We start from the raw sequence: 16346 nt of genomic DNA on the forward strand, positions 1-16346 counted from the left end.
TCACCGACTGTTCCTTTCGGGTGCTGCAAAACGATTTGTCGGACGAGCCAGGCCGAGGCGCTCGCGCACCGTCGCTCCGGTTCTGCTGTCCGTGGCCGGGAGTGTCTTCACTCCCGACGGAAGCGCGAGCGGCACGAGGGTGACCCCGTCCAGTCCCGCGGATTCGGCCGCTCCGAGTAGCAAGTTCAGCCCGGCGACGTCGCCCACGTACTGCAGCGATTGCGGCGTACGTACTCGGCCTGCCCAGTTGTCGAGCTGCGCCAATTCTTCGGCCGCGGTCTCCGACACCAAGGTCTCGACGTCGAGTAGCACGAACACGTCCACCGGGTCGCGGCCCTCGGCCACGACGGCCCCTCGAATACGCGCCGCGAGGGCAGCTGCGCCCTCGATCGAGTCCGCAGCAATCCGCACGATGTCCGCTCTGGCGGCCGCTACCGCGGTGGATTCGGCGGAGTGGGCGCGCACTGTCACCAGCGGTTGGCCTTGAGGTGACCTCGGCGTGATGGACGGCCCTTTGACCGAGAAGTGCTCACCCTGGAAGTCGATGTAGTGCAACTTGTCTCGGTCGACGAACCGGCCCGTCGCAGCGTCTCGAATCTCGGCGTCGTCCTCCCAGCTGTCCCACAGCCGAGCGACGACCTCGATGGCCTCGCCGGCCTCCTGCCACAGGCTCTCTTCGTCCTGCTCGCCCTTACGCCCGAACAGTGCTGCCTGCTCCGCGCCGCCGGACACCTCGACCTGCCAACCTGCGCGACCGTGTGAGGCGAAGTCCAGACTCGCGATCTGCTTGGAGATGTGGAACGGCTCGGTGTGGGTGACGGTGACCGTCGGGATCAAACCGATGCGTTCGGTGAGCGCAGCAGCCCGGGCTGCCACGGCAACCGCCTCGAGGGTCCGGGAAGCGAAGGAGTCTGCGAGGAAGACCAGATCGATCCCGGCCCGGTCTGCCGCGCGGAGTTGTTCGATCCAGAATGCCGCGGTGAACACTTCCTCGGCGCGAGAATCCTGTCGCCGCCACGCCTGTGGATGTGCGCCGGTTCCCCTCGGTTCGATTGCCGTGACGAAAAGCTTGTCAGACACCGGTACCCACTCTCTGTGTCGCTGTTCCTGGGATGGCCGCGAGCAACTCGCGGGTGTATTCCTGCTGGGGGTTGTCGAATATCGAAGCGGTGCTGCCATATTCGACGATCACACCCGACTGCATCACAGCCACGGTGTCGCTGATCTGGCGAACCACGGCCAGGTCGTGCGAGATGAACAGATAGCTCAGACCGAACTCGGATTGCAGATCGCCGAGCAGCGAAAGAATTTGTGCCTGCACCGACACGTCCAAGGCCGATACGGGCTCGTCGAGCACCACCACCTCCGGTGCCAACGCCAGTGCCCGAGCGATTGCGACGCGTTGACGTTGACCACCCGACAACTCGGCCGAGCGACGCGCCAGGTGGTCACTGCTCAGAGCCACTTGGTCGAGCAGTTCCGCGGCACGCGCCGAGCGGTCTCGGGACGTCCCGATCTTGAACGCGTCCAGCGGTTCTCGCACGATCTCGCCGACGCGCAACTTCGGGTTCAGTGATGCGTACGGGTTCTGATAGACGATCTGGACTCGACGCCGCAGCTCCCGCCTCGCCGTGCCACGAAGGCCGGTGACATCGATTCCGTCGAACGTGACCGTGCCCGCGGAGGGTGTTTCCAGGCCGATCGCGATACGCGCCAGGGTGGACTTCCCCGAACCGGATTCGCCGACGACAGAGACGGTTCGACCCCGCTCGACCGTGATCGTGGCGTCTCGCACCGCATCCAGGTGAACGCCTCGTCCGATGGCGAAACGCTTCGACACCGACGAGACGGACAGAATTGGGTCGCCCGCACCCGTCCTGGCCGGACGGAGCGTCGAGTTCAGAGACGGCGCGGCCGCGAGCAGCTTCTGTGTGTAGGGATGGGTGGGGTTCGCCAACACCTCTGCAGTCGGACCGGTTTCGGCGATCTCACCACCACTCATGACGACCAGCCGGTCGGCGCGATCGGCCGCAACGCCCAGATCGTGCGTGATCAACAGAACTGCGGCACCCGTCTCGGCAATTCGGGCGTCCAGATGGTCGAGGATGCGTCGTTGCACGGTGACGTCCAGGGCGCTGGTCGGTTCGTCGGCGATCACCAGTTCGGGGCGGCACGCGAGAGCGATACCGATCAGTACCCGCTGCCGCTGCCCACCGGACAGGTCCTGCGGGTACTGGCGTGCCCGCACCTCGGGGTTGTCGAGGCCCGCGTCGGTGAGAATGCGGATCGCCTCGAGCTTCGCGGTACGCCGATCTGCCAACCCGTGCACACGCAGCACCTCGGCCACCTGGTCTCCGACGCGTACGACGGGGTTCAGTGAGGTGGTCGGATCCTGCGGGACGAGCCCGATATGCCGACCGCGCAGGCGATTCAGTGTCTTGTCCGATGCGGTGTCCAGGCGCCGGCCGTCGAAGGTCACCGAGCCACTTCGGATCCGGCCGTTGCCGGCCAGCAAGCCGATGACCGCGTGGGCCGTGGTGGATTTTCCCGAACCGGATTCGCCTACGACGGCCAGTACCTCGCCGCGTTCGACGGTGAACGAAATTCCGCGCACGGCCGTCGTCGTGCCGTAGCCGACCGTGAGGTTGTCGACTTCGAGGATGGGGCTCATTCGGATCGCCTCTCGAGTGCGTGCCCGAGACGGTGCGCGGACAGCACGACTGCCACGATCACCAGGCCCGGCAAGGTGGTCATCCACCAGGCGGTGGCGAGGAAGTTCCGACCCTCGGAGATCAGCGATCCCCACTCCGGTGTAGGCGGAACAGCGCCGAATCCCAGGAAGCTCAACGCCGAGACCGCCAGGACCGCCATACCGAATTCGACTGCTGCGAGGGCAATCACGGGACCGTACGAGTTGCGGAGGATGTGTCGGCGAAAGACGTCGAACCATCGCACACCCGAGGCGTACGCCGCCTCGACATACAGCGATCGACGCACACGCAACACCTCCGACCGCATGACCCGGGCGAAGTTGGCGATGAGGGTGACCCCCACGGCGATGGCAACGTTGACGGTTCCGAAGCCGAGCGCTGTGACCAGGGCCAGCGACAGCAGCAGCGTCGGAATCGAGAGCAGCACATCGACGATGCGCATCAGCACGGCGTCGACGAGGCCCCCGACTGCCCCGGAGATCAGGCCGACGAGCGATCCGACGACCAGTGCGATCCCGACGGCGAGCAGTGTCGCAGTCAACGACAGACCGGAGCCGTGGACCACGCGGGTGAAGACGTCACGGCCGATGTTGTCGGTGCCGAACCAATGTGCCGTGCTGGGGGCCTGGAGCTTGTCGGCGGGCACGCCCACCAACGGGTCTCCGCTCGCGAACACGGAGGGGAAGAGTGCGAATCCCAGCGCGAGCAGCAGCACGAGCGCGGACAAGGTAAGCCACACGTGCTTCAGGGCGTCCGTCAGAACCCGGCGACGCCGAGCTGTCGACGGCACCGGCTCTGCCTCGAGCAACGCCTCTGCCCGAACCTCGCGGTCACGAATCAGAATGTCAGACATGCACTTTCTCCGGTTCCGCGACTGCGCGCGCAGGCTTGTACTCGCGCACGATGCGCGGGTCTATCAGCGGATACAGCAGGTCCACGGCCAGGTTCACCACAACGAACACCAGCGAGGTCAGCACCACGATGCCCTGCACCACCGGAATGTCCTGGGCCAACACCGAGGTCTGGGTCAGCCGTCCTACTCCGGCCCGCGAGAAGACCGTCTCGACGACGACCGATCCGGCGAGCAGCGTCCCCACCAACACACCCGCGATCGTGAAAGCCGGGATGGACGACAGCCGCGCTATATGCCGCGTCTGCACCCGTAGCCGCGAGACGCCCTTGGCGCGAGCAACATCGACGAACGGCTGCTTCCAGGAAGTCGACATGCTGGTGGCCAACACCTGAGCGATGACCGCACCGGTCGGCAATGCCAACGTGACCGCAGGCAACACCAGTGCAGCCGCTCCGGCGTCACCGAAGGCCGGGAACCACCTCAATTGGAACGAGAACAGTTGCAGTAACAGCAGTCCCACCCAGAAGGTCGGTACAGCCACCCCGAGCGGCGGGAGTGCGAACAACAGATTTTTCAGCCACGGCGTTCGGGTGTACGTCGCGGCGTACGCCAGTGCCGACCCGAACACGACCGCCAATACCAGTGCGGTGCCTGCGAGGCCGAGCGTGCTCGGCACGGCATCGAGGATCGCCGTCGTCACCGGCTGTCCGGTGGCGATGGACAATCCGAAATCGCCCTGCACAGCCCCGGTCAGCGAATGCCAGTACTGCACCCACACCGGCTGGTCCAAACCGTAGCGGGCCTGCAATTCTGCGACGGCCGCCGCGTCGACCGGTGTGCCCGAACCGGCAGAGTCGACAGCGAGACTGACTGGGTCCGAGGGCAGCAGGAACAGCACGCCGAACGAGATGGTGAACGCGGCCCACAGCACTGCCACTGCCTGCAGTACGCGCTGTCCGAGGTACCGGATCATGCGCTCAGCCAGGTATCGAAGAACTGCAGTCGAGCGGAGGCCTCGAACTTCAGATCCTGCACTTTCGACGCCGCGCCGACGGCCTGCGACAGCTCGATGGTGGGGATCCACAGTCCGTTGTCGAGCACCTGCTGCTGAGCGGTGGCGAGGATGTCGTTGCGCGCCGTTAGATCGGTGGTCGAGAGCTGATCGGTCAGCGAAGCATCCAGATTGGGAATCGGGCCGCGCGCGTTCAGGTTACGTCCGTCCACGGCGAACGTGGTGCGCAGAATGTCGCCGTCGGCGCGGGTGCTGTTGTAGTACGTGGAGTCGTAGTCCTTGGTGCCCTGACGTGCTGTCGCCTCGGACGTCGAGACCAACTCGAGCTGCAGGTCGACGCCCACCGCACGTAGCTGCTGCTGCGTCAACTCCAGGATCGCCTGGTTGCCAGCGAACACTGCGGAGTACATGATCTCGAAACTCAGCCTCTGCCCGTCCTTTTCACGGATTCCGTCGGCACCGGGAACCCAGCCGGCGTCGTCGAGCAGCGATTTCGACTTCTCGGGATCGTAGGTGACATCGGCGAGCTCGACGTAACCTGGGGTGGCGCTGGCCAACGTGCTTGTCGCCGTGCGGAAGTCGGGCCCGAGGACGGTATCGACGAGTTCCTGACGGTTGATCGCCGGTACCAGGGCCTTCCGGACGACGGGGTCTTGTAGCGCCCCGCGAGTGACGTTGGGCTGAATGCCGAACGGGACTCCCGGGTTCGAGGTGGTCAGAATTCGGCCGCCGGTCGCTTCGATCTGCGGAGCGTCCTGCGGCAACGCGTCGCTGACGGCGTCGAGCTGATCGGAGGACAAGCTTCCTGTGCGAACGCCCGACTCGGGCACGATGGTGAATTCGATGCGATCGAGATAGGCCTCGCCGGTGTGACCGAATACCGCTGAACCCCAGTTGTATCCGCTTCGCTTGGCCAGAGTGACTGAACGGTCCTGCTGGTAGTCCGCGTAGGTGAACGGTCCCGATCCGATATTGGTACCCAAGCACCGCGACTCGGCCGACTGCGCCGAGGTCGCGATGGATTGAATTCCGAGCTGAGGTGTCGAACTCGCCTGCAGGAACTGCGCATTCGGTGCTGCGAAGTCGATGCGCACCGTCGAGGGGTCGACCACCGTGGCGCTCCGATAACCGGTCAGATTGCTCGCCGCCAACGGTGCCTTCGCTGCACCGAGGCCGATGATCGCGTCGAAATTCGCCTTCACCGCCGCCGCGTCGAGCACCGTGCCGTCACTGAAGGTGACGCCGTCCTTCAGCGTGAATGTGAAGGATTTCGCATCGGCACCCACGTCCCACCGCTCGGCCAGCCACGGTTCGATCTCACCGGTTTCGGGGTTCTGATCGGTGAGTGAATCGACGACCTGACGGGTGACGTAGATGGTCTGGTTGGTGCCGGACTGGGCAGGATCCGAGCAGGTCGGGGCCCCGGACAAGCCGTAACGCAGAGTTCCGCCGGGCTGGGCCGGACCGGCGTCGGCGGCCGTGGTGCCGGCACCACCGGCGCATCCGGCGAGGACTGTGGCCGTAGTGGCGATCAGGCCGGCCACCAGGAATGCAGGACGAGTGGACACGTAGGTGTCTCCGATATCTGGTCGATCGCGCGCACGATCCCGCATCCGAGCTGAGTGTGCCCAGGAAGGAGTGCGCGCAGATGATGAGGTGAGGTGTGAAGTACGAGTTGTGACGAAATGTCAGCTGCGACAGGTCGAACCGTTGAGGCGGCACAGATCGACATGGAGACGGCGGCAACCGTTGACGAAGCCTGCGGCAACTCGGGTGTTCACGTGCAATCCTCCATCGGTCCCGGCGGTAGCACCCTCACCCGACGAGCGGGGGGTTGCTGCGACGTCATAGAGCCAGGTCTCTCGGTCGCTCTGGATGGTCCTACAGTTTCCGATACTACGAGAGCATCGCCCCGGTTGCCAACCGGGGTAGGAAAACCCGCCGAAAACAGACGCGAGAAGCGCGGTCGGACCGACGCCTACCGTTCAGACGGCCAGCGCCAGTCCAGCGCTCCCACTCGCGCAAGATCTCGAATCATCATGCGACGCAACTTTGTTCAACTCTGGCGCATTCACGCGGTGCACCCAGTAGTCGATCGCTTCGCCGGCATGAGCGAATCGGACGAGGACGTCCATGCAGAGCCAGGTCGCGACCGAGAAGTCCTGTTCCGCACCGTCGAGACCGATCAGTGTCAATTCTTCTCCCACAGCAAGCAACGCGCGATCGATATCGGAACCGCCGGGGCCGAGCCACGCCAGTGCTCGTCCGAGTAGCGCCCAGTCTCCGGCGGTCACAGGCTCATCGGCCGATTGTCTGCACAGTTCCGCAGCCGCAGCGAGAGCATCCGCCACCGGCGCCGACACCGAACCGTGGAGCTCAGCGAGAATGCCGCGATCGGAGTCGACCAGATCGGCCATGTAGCGCCAGCGGGCAGGAAGCGCCGCGTCCTCTGGCCACAGGTCGGCGGTGCCGAACTGGAGTCGGGTGATCATGTCCTTGGGCGAACTGCACGAAAGCGCGGAGCCACACGAGTCGTTCATGTCGATCATCCCCACTGGGTCAACACACAACATTGGTCACCGGCTCGACAGTCGCATTCGGAGATACCGTCGAGCAGTGGCTTTCGTCACCGATGCAAGCAACGCTGCTGTGGTCGTTACGTCCGCCTTGGGGGATATTGAACGCCGCCACCAGCATCTTCGCGACTCGTGGTTGTACAAAACCGACAACGTCACACTTTTGGTCCATATGTAAATTGGCCGCATAGTGCCGTGCTCCGACTCCAGCTGGGCCGCAGCGACAGCCAAATGATGCGGGAACGTACGTTCGAATACTTGTCGGTGGGTCGCGGTAGATTCTGTTCATGCTTTCGGGGGACGGCGGATCAGGGGTGGACGGCATCGACACGGTGCCGCCTGCCCCCGTCGTGTCCGACCCTGTCTTGGCTGGGTTGGTCGAGGCGGTGGAGTCGGCGGTCGCCGAGTTGGCGGGGCAGGCGTCGGCGGCATGGTCGAACGCCGACCGGCGTGCGGTGATCCAACGCATGGAAACTGTCTCGCGCTCTGCGACGGCGTACTCGCACACCTGGCTCAACGAACTGATCGCACAGCACGGCCTCGATGTCTATCCGGGTTCCGTGCCGTGCTCGGTGGCGTGGATGCTGCGAATCACCCCACGAACAGCCGGTGCGCGAGTACGTCTGGCCGCGGAGTTGGGTGACCGCACCGCACTGTCCGGCGAACCGCTACCGCCTTTGTTGCCGCACACCGCTGCTGCGGTGCGGGCAGGGTTGCTCGGTGCCCAGCACGTGCAGATGATCCGCGAATTCTTCCGACACCTACCGTCGACTGTGGATCCGCAAACCCGCGATCGCGCCGAACAGCAGTTGGTCGGTCTCGCCTCGACGAGGCGGCCCGACGACTTCGCACCGCTGGTGGCGCATCTGGATTCGATCCTCAGCCCCGACGGCGACTACGACGAGAACGAGGACGGTAAGCCCAAGCCACCCAAACGACGGGATTCGTTCTTCTACCTCGGTGAGCAGGGTGCCGACGGGATGTCGGAAGGAAACTTCTGCGTCGATTCCGAACTACGCGCTTACCTCGAGGCCTTGTTCTCCAAAGCCGCGAAACCAGGAGTCAACAATCCTGCCGACCCGACGTCGGTCGTCCACGACGATGAAGCTGACAGCAAGTCCACTGCAGAGCAGCCCGAGCCGACGTCCGAGCCGTCGTCCGGTGATGCCGGGTCGAGCGATGCAGGCCTGTGGGATGGGACGACCCGCAACGGGGACAGTGACTGCAGTGACGACGACTGCGGTGACGAGGACTGCTGCGAAGACGACTGCGGCGAGTGCGACGGTGACGACTGTGGTTGCGGCACAACGCCACACAGCACGACCGACACCAACGACACCAACGACACCAACGACAATGCCGGCTCCGACAGCACTGCTGAACCCGGCGGCCACGCCGACGCCGACGCATCGGACACCGCTGCTCGCGACGCTGCCGCCGCGCGGGATCGACGCACCCAGAACGAACGCCGCCACGACGCCCTGAAGATGGCGCTCCGGCACACCCTCGCCTCCGGCACGCTCGGCACCCATCGCGGGCTGCCCGTCACCGCCATCGTCACCATGACCCTTAGAGACCTCGACGCAGGTTGCGGCTACGCCATGACCGCCACCGGATCCCGCGTCTCGATCCGCGACGCCATCCGCATGGCCTCGCACGCCCACCACTACCTCACCATCTTCGACGACAACGGCAGAGCCCTCTACCTCGGCCGATCCAAACGCGTCGCCTCCGCCGACCAACGCATCGTGCTCATCGCCCGCGACCGCGGCTGCAGCTTCCCCTCCTGCACCCGACCCGCAACCTGGTGCCAGTCCCACCACCTCGACGACTGGGTCGAGGGCGGACCCACCGACATCGACTCCCTGACCTTCGGATGCGACATGCACCACGCACTCGTCGGCACCGGTCCCGGAAAGTGGGCCACCACCAAAACCACAGCGCGACACAGATACCCGGGCCGCACCCTGTGGCACCCACCAACAGGGATGGACCCCACACGCCGTGGGCTGATCAACCACGCACACCACCCCGAAGAAGTCCTGTACCCACCCGACCACCACAACTACACGGGCGACACCGGCGACGAAGAACCACGACAACCCGCATGACGACCCACACCACCACCACGGCACAGCTCTGCCTGTCGCACCACCCGGCCATCGACACAGCCCTGCCTCCGGCAGGACTGCAACGCAGATACCGAATCCCCATTGCGTCGACCCACAGTTGCGCTCGACACGACCAGGGGGTTCCATCGATACAACCATCTCAGGAGGAGTACGAGCGCATGGCGTACGACGAGCTTCTTGCGGACCGCATCCGCGACGCTCTCTGGGACCAGGAGAGTCTGCGTGAGCAGAAGATGTTCGGCGGTCTGGCGTTCATGGTGCGAGACAGAATGGTGGTGTGTGTCGGCACCGAAAACCGTGCCTTGCTTGTTCGTGTGGACGGGGGTACGCGAACCCGAATACCTCCAGCTCGATGGGGCCCACCATGCCGTCATGGGCAAGGGGCGGTCGATGGGTGAAGGCTGGATCACCGTCGATGCAGAAGCGCTGACGAGCGAACAGGCATTGCAGTTCTGGGTCGGTGCAGCTCTGGAACACCACGCCGACACGTCGGGCTGACAAACATTGCTCGGCGACACCGCACCCCACTCGGGCCGTAGTCGGGCATCACTGAACCGGGCTCATTCGAGACTCTTCTCGAAGGGGTGCGATCCGACTGTTCTGGACGGCAGACTTCGGTCGTAGAGCGGGGTGTATCCAGCTGCCAGGTACAGCGCAACGGCCTCGGGCTGATTCCAGCCAGTCGTCAGGTAGACCCTGCGATATCCGCGATCACGTGCGCTGCGTTCCAGCTCGGCCACGACGAGTCTGCCGAATCCCCTGCCGCGGTGCTCTTTCGATGTCCAAATACGTTTCAGCTCTGCGGTTTCCGAGTCGTATTTCCGGTACGCACCTCCGGCGACAGGAACGCGATCGGCCAAGGCAATTACCAACACACCATCCGGCGGTGCGAACTCCCGGGCGGGATAGGACTTCAGTTCCTCGTATTGGACACCGGGGCTCCGGCCGTATCGGGACGAATATTCGATCGCCAGTTCTTGCAGCAGGGGCGTCGCCAGCCGATCGTGCTGATCGACCTCGACGAAGTCCACGCGTCCTGGACCCGTGTCACCAGTGCGAATGTTGACATCGAACGTCGCGCTCATGTGCTTCCTGTCTCGATTATCTGTCCACCAGATCAGCGACCAACTCCCCGGCCGACGTCAACCCTGCTCAGCTGTCTAACCTTCCTTGCGGGGTAGCCCGGGCGGGTTGATGACGGACTCGGTCACTGCCTCGGACTGCAGGCCCCAACGATCGATCACCTTCTGATAGCTGCCGTCCTCGATGGCGTGGTTCACTGCGTCCTGCACGGCGTCGATGAGCCCGTTGTCCTTCTTGGTCAGTACTGCTATCTCACCCTGCAGCGCATCTCCGGCACCCGAGAACGTGCCGATGATCTTGGTTTCACCACCGGTTGCCGCGTGGTAGACAGCCGACGGATTCGGTCCCAGGTACCCGTCTATACGGCCTGACCCGAGCGCCAGGTAGTAATCGGAGGTGTTCTGGTAATAAGCGATCTCGGCTGGAGCCAGACCCTCGGCTACGTTCTGATCGTTCCAGTCGACCAGCAACTGCTCTTGGTTGGTACCGGAGCCGACACCGATCTTCTTGCCTGCGATGTCCTGACGCTTCTCGACTGTCCAATCGGTGTCCTTCTGCGCCTCGAAAGCGAGGTTGTCCAGTCGATAGGTCGCGAAGTCGTACTTGTCCTTGCGCTCCTCGGTGACGGTGACATTGGAGATGAACACGTCGTTCTCGCCGGAGTCGATCTTCACGAAGTTCTGCGACCAATCTGCGACCTGAAGATCGACGTCGAGACCGAGAATGTCGGCGATCAGGTACGAGAAGTCCACCTCGGACCCCACGATGGTGGTGTCGTCGGTGGCGTAGAAGCGCAGCGGCGGTGCGGTACCGCCCGACCCGGTGACGATCAGCGTGCCGCGATCACGAATCGCTTGCGGCACTTCGGCTGCGATGTCGTCAACCTTCTCGGCGCGAACGCGGTCGGCCTGCTCGGGTGATAGATCGAACGTTCCGCCGTCATCGGTGACGACCTGAGATTCGGCAGTGGGTTCGCTGCATGCTGTCGCAGTGAGTGCCAGGACAGCGAATGCGGACGCTACTACCGCGAGCCTACGAGATGATCCGGACATGACTTTCCCCGTTCGTGGGTGCAGGTGAAGTGTGAGTTAGAGCTAGAGAACGTGAGCGAGGAACGACTTGGTGCGTTCCTCCTGGGGTGAATCGAGAAGCTCTGCAGGAGAGCCTTGTTCGACGATGACGCCGCCATCCATGAAGACGACGGTGTCGGCGATCTCGCGGGCGAACCCGACCTCGTGCGTGACGATCACCAGGGTCGCACCATCGCGTGCCAGGCCGCGGATGACCTCGAGAACCTCTCCCACCAATTCGGGGTCGAGCGCTGATGTCGGCTCGTCGAACAGAATCACTGTGGGACGCAGGGCAAGTGCACGCGCGATGGCGACCCGCTGCTGTTGTCCGCCGGAGAGTCGTCGCGGATAATCGTGGGCTTTCGCGTGCACCCCGACTCGTTCGAGGAGAGCCAGCGCCTCGGGTTCGACGTCGGAACGCGTGCGCTTCTGCGCCGAGATCGGGGCCTCGATGACGTTCTCGAGCACCGTCAGGTGCGGGAAGAGGTTGAAGTTCTGGAACACGAAACCGATCTGGGAACGCTGCCGCAGAATCTCCCTGTTGCTGAATTCGTGCAGTTTGTTGCCTTTGCGCCGATATCCCACCAGATCACCGTCGATCCGGACGGTGCCCTGGTCCACCTTCTCCAGATGGTTCAGAGCGCGCAGCAGGGTCGACTTGCCCGAACCCGAGGGGCCGATAATCGCGGTCACCTCACCGGGACGTACGAGGAGGTCGACGCCTTTGAGCACCTCGAGCCCGCCGTAGGACTTGTGGACGCCGCGCACCTCGACCGCGTATCTCGTTGCGGCAGTGGATGTGGAGGCATCGAGAGTGGTCATCGGGTTGCCCCTCTCGGCGCGAAGGGGACGTTGGAGAGCTTGTGGCGTATCTGCTGGATCGGCGTCAGCGGAATGTTGCGTACCGCGCCCTTGGCGTAGTGCCGCTCGACGTAAAACTGCACGATCGACAGCACCGACGTCAGAATGATGTACCAGACGGTCGCGACCATGAGCAGCGGAACCACGCGCCCGTTGCGTCCGTATATGACTTGCACCTGATAGAACAATTCGGCAATGGCCATCACCGACACGATCGACGTGCCTTTGAACAGACTGATCACCTCGTTGGCTGCGTTGGGGAGAATCCCTCGCATCGCCTGCGGCAGAACGATCTTGAAGAACTCCCGCCTCTTCGGAATCCCCAGCGCTGCTGCGGCTTCGAGTTGCCCCTGGTCCACCGAGATGATGCCGGCCCGAACGATCTCGGCGGAGTAGGCCGCTTGGTGCAGGGCCAGCCCGATGATGGCCGCCGTCGATCCACTGATGACGTTGTTGACGTCGAACTGAAAGAAGCTGGGACCGAACGGAATTCCCAACGACAGAGTCTGGTACAGGTACGCAATATTGAACCAGAACAGAAGCTGCACGATCAACGGGATGGAACGGAAGGCCCAGATGTAGAACCAGGAAATAACCTGCAGCACAGGATTGTCGGACAGCCGGGCCACCGCCAGGCCGATACCGATGGCGAAACCGATCAGCGTTCCCCAGAAGGTGAGCTGGATGGTCAACCATAGCGCCGACATCACCGATGCTGCAGTGAAGTACTGCGCGAAGGTGCCCCAATCCCAGCCGGGGTTGGTGACGAAGCCGTGCAGGAACTGACCGACCACGATCAGCGTTGCGACCGCGATCACCCAGCGCCACGGGTGCCACGTGCGTGCAACGACGAGCTGTTCGTCGGGAATGTCGTCCGTCGTATCCACAACGGGACGAGAGTCGAGTTGAGTCACCGGAACCGCCGGGTCGGATGGGCAGCGATCATCGCTGGGTTGCCTTTCGAAGATTTCGTGCTGTGAGTACGCCGATCGGTCAAGCGTGCGTACAGATGCAGATGTTCATCGGTCGTGCCTCCATCGGTCCTGGCGGTAGCACCCACACGCCGTAAGGCGGGGTTGCTGCGACGTCATCGAGCCAAGGTCTCTCGGTCGCTCTGGATGGTGACAGGAACGTACAGAACAATCTATCGAAAAATCAAGTGCACGTGCGCATTCGGTTATAATCACGATGATTTCAACCCTTGCCACCGGCGCAACCGCCCCCGGGTTGGATCTGTAGAGGGTCGACGAACTCCACCACCCTCGTGCGAGAATTCGACCCATGCACGTGTGGAAAGCCAGGATCGGTGACGATGGCTTTCGAAGAACGCCGCGCTATCGGCAGCTGAACGCAGCGAGTGTTGTCTTTCTCGGTTCGCTGGTCGTGATCGGCACGTTCCAGGCGGCCGACACGTCCGATTCGATACGCGTGGCCGCTCACAGCGCCATCCTCGTGGCGGTCGCAGCCGCAATTCTGTACGCGCTTAGGCGAACCGACCGAAAGCCGACGTGGATTCTTCCCCGTACGACACTGATTCTGTTGGGTCTCGGCAGTCTCGTGTGTGTCGTCGCGGGCGACTACCTCCCTGCTGTGGTCGCCGCGATCCAGGCTGTGATCCTTCCGCTGTTCATGCTGGACGACCGAGTGAACGCCCTCTATCGGTACACCCCCGACGTGTCCTGAACCGCGGTCTCGAATCACCCTGATTTCAACCATTGCCTCGCGCCTTCGACACGGCAAGGGTTCCTAGCGACAGCGTCGACGAAAGGAATGGGTCGCCACGATGCCGAACGAATCTGTCCCGTCGAAAAACACCGCAATTGCCATGATCGAACGCAGGATTTCCTCGTCTGCCGCCGAATGCTGGGACTGGCAGCTCGACGCACTGTGCCGGGGTCAGGACTCGGAGATCTTCTTCTCCCCCTCTGGTGAGGGGCGAACGGCGCGTCGCCAACGCGAGGATCGCGCCAAGCAGGTGTGCGCAGGCTGCGGAGTGCTCGACGCCTGCAAGCGGTTCGCGTTGGCAGCCAACGAACCGTTCGGAGTGTGGGGCGGCATGACGGCCCGCGAACGGCTGGTGCATCGGGCCAACTCGCGACGCGACCACGAGCGGCGGGCGAGTTAGGCCGCGACCAGAAGATGGTCCGCAGGTCGCCGGATGGTCCACAATGGAGGGGTGACCGATATCGAGAAGCCCCTGCCGTGGACGTACCTGATGGACATGGACGGAGTTCTGGTCCACGAGGATCACCTGATCCCCGGTGCCGACACGTTCCTCGCCGAGCTGCAGGCCAACGAGATCCCGTTCATCGTGTTGACGAACAACTCGATCCGCACCCCACGTGACCTGCGCGCACGTCTCGCATTCACCGGCTTGGACATTCCGGAGAAGTCGATCTGGACCTCTGCTCTCGCCACCGCCACCTTCCTCGGCAATCAGCGGCCCGGCGGCAGTGCGTATGTCGTCGGCGAGTCCGGTCTGACCACCGCGCTGCACGACATCGGTTACACCCTCACCGACTCCAGCCCCGACTACGTGGTGCTCGGGGAGACCCGAACGTACTCGTTCGAGGCCATCACCACCGCCATTCGTCTCGTCGAGAAGGGTTCACGCTTCATCGCCACCAACCCCGACGCGACCGGTCCGTCGCGCGAGGGTTCGCTGCCCGCGACCGGTTCGGTCGCCGCACTCATCACCAAGGCGACGGGCAAGGAGCCGTACTACGTGGGCAAGCCCAACGCGTTGATGATGCGTTCGGCTCTACGCGCCATCGGCGGGCACTCCGAGAACACGCTGATGATCGGCGACCGGATGGACACGGATGTGTTGTCCGGCCTGGAAGCCGGATTGCAGACCATTCTGGTGTTGACCGGCATTTCGACCGTGCAGTCCGTCGAGCAGTACCCGTACCGTCCGACGAAAGTGCTCGATTCCGTCGCAGACCTGGTGGGCCGCACACAGAACCCGTTCTGATGAAGCTCCGATTCGTTCTGTCTCGGCAGGATCATCATGTCGTCGGCTTGGGAGTGCAGCAACAGTTTCCGGACGTCGCCGACGCAGTCGTGGCGGTACAGCAAGGCCGAAACGTCGTCGGGGTACTGCCTTTCGACATGTCCGACGCCACCGCGCTGATCGAGCCGGCGGAGTTCTACCGACGCGCCGGTGCGTGGGCGGTACCGGATGCTCAGCCGCCACTTCCGTCCGTCACCGTCGAACGCCAGATCCCCGAGCCGGACGTGCACGTCGAACGGGTACGCGAGGTCGTGCGGCGTGTGAAAGCCGGTGTCGCCGAGAAGATCGTGCTCGCACGAGCGATCGAATTGGCCGCAGAGTCGCCCATCGATCCGTCAGCGGTGTTGAGCGCGTTGGTGACTCGCGATCCGATGGGAAACGGATTTCTCGCAGACCTCTCGCCCACAGACGAGTCCGGCAGACATCTCGTCGGCGCAAGCCCCGAACTGCTGGTGCGCAAACGCGGCAACGTCGTCAGCTGCCATCCCTTCGCCGGGACGGCCGCGCGCTCCACCGACCCCGACGAGGACGCGCGTATCTCGGCGGCACTGGCGGCCAGCGCGAAAGACCAGGCCGAGCATCGCTTCGTCGTCGAAGAGATCAAGGCAGCACTGGCGCCGTTCTGCGAGACACTGGACGTACCCGCGACACCTCAGCTGAGCAGCACTCCGCAGCTGTGGCACCTGTCCACGCCGATCGTCGGTACGTTGGCCGACCCGTCGACGTCGGCCCTCGACCTCGCATTGGCGCTGCATCCCACCGCTGCCGTCGCCGGTGTTCCCCGCGCCGCCGCCATGAGAGCGATCACCGAGATCGAGGGATCCCGCGGCTTCTATGCCGGGGCGCTCGGATGGACCGACGGCAGCGGGGACGGTGAATGGATGGTCGCGATCCGGTGCATCGAACTCACCGCGGACGGCCTGTCCGGTACCGCCACAGCCGGCGGCGGCATCGTCGCCGACTCGGACCCCGACGCCGAGCTGGACGAAACCACGGCAAAGTTCAGAACGGTACTCAGCGTCTTCGAGAACTGAC

General features: G+C 63.9%; 16 protein-coding genes and 2 riboswitches. Of the genes, 6 read left to right on the top strand and 10 right to left on the bottom strand.

What is annotated here, in order from left to right; genetic code table 11:
- The 6 genes from JLZ96_RS22260 to JLZ96_RS22285 all read right to left on the bottom strand — a co-directional run bounded on the left by JLZ96_RS22260 (position 1) and on the right by JLZ96_RS22285 (position 7116).
- On the bottom strand, positions 1–1080 hold the full coding sequence (locus JLZ96_RS22260; protein ID WP_236254208.1) for an LLM class flavin-dependent oxidoreductase: 1080 nt from the start codon (positions 1078–1080) through the stop codon (positions 1–3).
- Complete coding sequence (locus tag JLZ96_RS22265; RefSeq protein ID WP_201011292.1) at positions 1073–2671, bottom strand: ABC transporter ATP-binding protein; 1599 nt, start codon at positions 2669–2671, stop codon at positions 1073–1075. The genes JLZ96_RS22260 and JLZ96_RS22265 overlap by 8 nt, the downstream gene beginning before the upstream one ends.
- Positions 2668–3564: an ABC transporter permease gene (locus tag JLZ96_RS22270; RefSeq protein ID WP_057472675.1), complete on the bottom strand. Its 897-nt coding sequence runs from the start codon at positions 3562–3564 to the stop codon at positions 2668–2670. Before JLZ96_RS22270 ends, JLZ96_RS22265 begins: the two co-directional genes overlap by 4 nt.
- The gene (locus JLZ96_RS22275) at positions 3557–4537 is read right to left on the bottom strand and encodes an ABC transporter permease (RefSeq protein ID WP_201011293.1); all 981 of its coding nucleotides are present in this window, start codon (positions 4535–4537) and stop codon (positions 3557–3559) included. The genes JLZ96_RS22270 and JLZ96_RS22275 overlap by 8 nt, the downstream gene beginning before the upstream one ends.
- On the bottom strand, positions 4534–6144 hold the full coding sequence (locus JLZ96_RS22280) for an ABC transporter substrate-binding protein (protein WP_374758062.1): 1611 nt from the start codon (positions 6142–6144) through the stop codon (positions 4534–4536). Before JLZ96_RS22280 ends, JLZ96_RS22275 begins: the two co-directional genes overlap by 4 nt.
- 220 nt (positions 6145–6364) lie before the next feature.
- A riboswitch (SAM riboswitch) is annotated at positions 6365–6458 on the bottom strand.
- Between the two features lie 103 nt (positions 6459–6561).
- The gene (locus JLZ96_RS22285) at positions 6562–7116 is read right to left on the bottom strand and encodes a hypothetical protein (RefSeq protein WP_201011295.1); all 555 of its coding nucleotides are present in this window, start codon (positions 7114–7116) and stop codon (positions 6562–6564) included.
- Positions 7117–7439: 323 nt separating this feature from the next.
- On the opposite strand from JLZ96_RS22285, the gene JLZ96_RS22290 reads away from it, so the two are divergent.
- On the top strand, positions 7440–9263 hold the full coding sequence (locus tag JLZ96_RS22290; RefSeq protein WP_201011296.1) for an HNH endonuclease signature motif containing protein: 1824 nt from the start codon (positions 7440–7442) through the stop codon (positions 9261–9263).
- 327 nt (positions 9264–9590) lie between these two features.
- Positions 9591–9782 carry a hypothetical protein gene (locus tag JLZ96_RS22295; RefSeq protein WP_201011297.1) on the top strand — a complete coding sequence of 64 codons (192 nt, stop codon included), beginning with the start codon at positions 9591–9593 and terminating at the stop codon, positions 9780–9782.
- A 62-nt stretch (positions 9783–9844) separates the two neighbouring features.
- Here the strand turns inward: JLZ96_RS22295 and JLZ96_RS22300 are convergent, their stop codons facing one another.
- The 4 genes from JLZ96_RS22300 to JLZ96_RS22315 all read right to left on the bottom strand — a co-directional run bounded on the left by JLZ96_RS22300 (position 9845) and on the right by JLZ96_RS22315 (position 13116).
- The gene (locus tag JLZ96_RS22300) at positions 9845–10369 is read right to left on the bottom strand and encodes a GNAT family N-acetyltransferase (protein WP_201011298.1); all 525 of its coding nucleotides are present in this window, start codon (positions 10367–10369) and stop codon (positions 9845–9847) included.
- A 75-nt stretch (positions 10370–10444) separates the two neighbouring features.
- Positions 10445–11419, bottom strand: a complete 975-nt coding sequence (locus JLZ96_RS22305) for an ABC transporter substrate-binding protein (protein ID WP_201011299.1) — start codon at positions 11417–11419, stop codon at positions 10445–10447.
- Between the two features lie 42 nt (positions 11420–11461).
- The gene (locus JLZ96_RS22310) at positions 11462–12259 is read right to left on the bottom strand and encodes an amino acid ABC transporter ATP-binding protein (protein ID WP_201011300.1); all 798 of its coding nucleotides are present in this window, start codon (positions 12257–12259) and stop codon (positions 11462–11464) included.
- Complete coding sequence (locus tag JLZ96_RS22315; RefSeq protein WP_374758064.1) at positions 12256–13116, bottom strand: amino acid ABC transporter permease; 861 nt, start codon at positions 13114–13116, stop codon at positions 12256–12258. Before JLZ96_RS22315 ends, JLZ96_RS22310 begins: the two co-directional genes overlap by 4 nt.
- A gap of 213 nt (positions 13117–13329) precedes the next feature.
- A riboswitch (SAM riboswitch) is annotated at positions 13330–13423 on the bottom strand.
- Positions 13424–13579: 156 nt separating this feature from the next.
- Here JLZ96_RS22315 and JLZ96_RS22320 point away from each other — a divergent pair.
- The 4 genes from JLZ96_RS22320 (at position 13580) to JLZ96_RS22335 (ending at position 16345) form a co-directional block, all read left to right on the top strand.
- Positions 13580–13981: a hypothetical protein gene (locus JLZ96_RS22320; protein WP_201011301.1), complete on the top strand. Its 402-nt coding sequence runs from the start codon at positions 13580–13582 to the stop codon at positions 13979–13981.
- Positions 13982–14081: 100 nt separating this feature from the next.
- Positions 14082–14423 (top strand): WhiB family transcriptional regulator, encoded by a 342-nt coding sequence (locus JLZ96_RS22325; protein WP_371128974.1) that lies wholly within the window; start codon positions 14082–14084, stop codon positions 14421–14423.
- A gap of 33 nt (positions 14424–14456) precedes the next feature.
- Positions 14457–15272, top strand: a complete 816-nt coding sequence (locus JLZ96_RS22330) for an HAD-IIA family hydrolase (RefSeq protein WP_045840622.1) — start codon at positions 14457–14459, stop codon at positions 15270–15272.
- Positions 15272–16345, top strand: coding sequence for an isochorismate synthase MenF (locus JLZ96_RS22335; protein WP_201011302.1), 1074 nt, complete (start codon positions 15272–15274; stop codon positions 16343–16345). Before JLZ96_RS22330 ends, JLZ96_RS22335 begins: the two co-directional genes overlap by 1 nt.
- The last annotated feature ends 1 nt before the right edge of the window (position 16346 follow it).

Origin of the sequence: Rhodococcus sp. NKCM2511 (assembly GCF_014905595.1) — a bacterium.
Classification (GTDB): domain Bacteria; phylum Actinomycetota; class Actinomycetes; order Mycobacteriales; family Mycobacteriaceae; genus Rhodococcoides; species Rhodococcoides fascians.

Bases quoted from the DNA above. Each gene is read 5' to 3' on its own strand.
- JLZ96_RS22265 (WP_201011292.1), bottom strand. From the start codon at position 2,671: ATGAGCCCCATCCTCGAAGTCGACAACCTCACGGTCGGCTACGGCACG.
- JLZ96_RS22270 (WP_057472675.1), bottom strand. From the start codon at position 3,564: ATGTCTGACATTCTGATTCGTGACCGCGAGGTTCGGGCAGAGGCGTTG.
- JLZ96_RS22275 (WP_201011293.1), bottom strand. From the start codon at position 4,537: ATGATCCGGTACCTCGGACAGCGCGTACTGCAGGCAGTGGCAGTGCTG.
- JLZ96_RS22285 (WP_201011295.1), bottom strand. From the start codon at position 7,116: ATGAACGACTCGTGTGGCTCCGCGCTTTCGTGCAGTTCGCCCAAGGAC.
- JLZ96_RS22290 (WP_201011296.1), top strand. From the start codon at position 7,440: ATGCTTTCGGGGGACGGCGGATCAGGGGTGGACGGCATCGACACGGTG.
- JLZ96_RS22300 (WP_201011298.1), bottom strand. From the start codon at position 10,369: ATGAGCGCGACGTTCGATGTCAACATTCGCACTGGTGACACGGGTCCA.
- JLZ96_RS22305 (WP_201011299.1), bottom strand. From the start codon at position 11,419: ATGTCCGGATCATCTCGTAGGCTCGCGGTAGTAGCGTCCGCATTCGCT.
- JLZ96_RS22310 (WP_201011300.1), bottom strand. From the start codon at position 12,259: ATGACCACTCTCGATGCCTCCACATCCACTGCCGCAACGAGATACGCG.
- JLZ96_RS22320 (WP_201011301.1), top strand. From the start codon at position 13,580: ATGCACGTGTGGAAAGCCAGGATCGGTGACGATGGCTTTCGAAGAACG.
- JLZ96_RS22325 (WP_371128974.1), top strand. From the start codon at position 14,082: ATGCCGAACGAATCTGTCCCGTCGAAAAACACCGCAATTGCCATGATC.
- JLZ96_RS22330 (WP_045840622.1), top strand. From the start codon at position 14,457: ATGGTCCACAATGGAGGGGTGACCGATATCGAGAAGCCCCTGCCGTGG.
- JLZ96_RS22335 (WP_201011302.1), top strand. From the start codon at position 15,272: ATGAAGCTCCGATTCGTTCTGTCTCGGCAGGATCATCATGTCGTCGGC.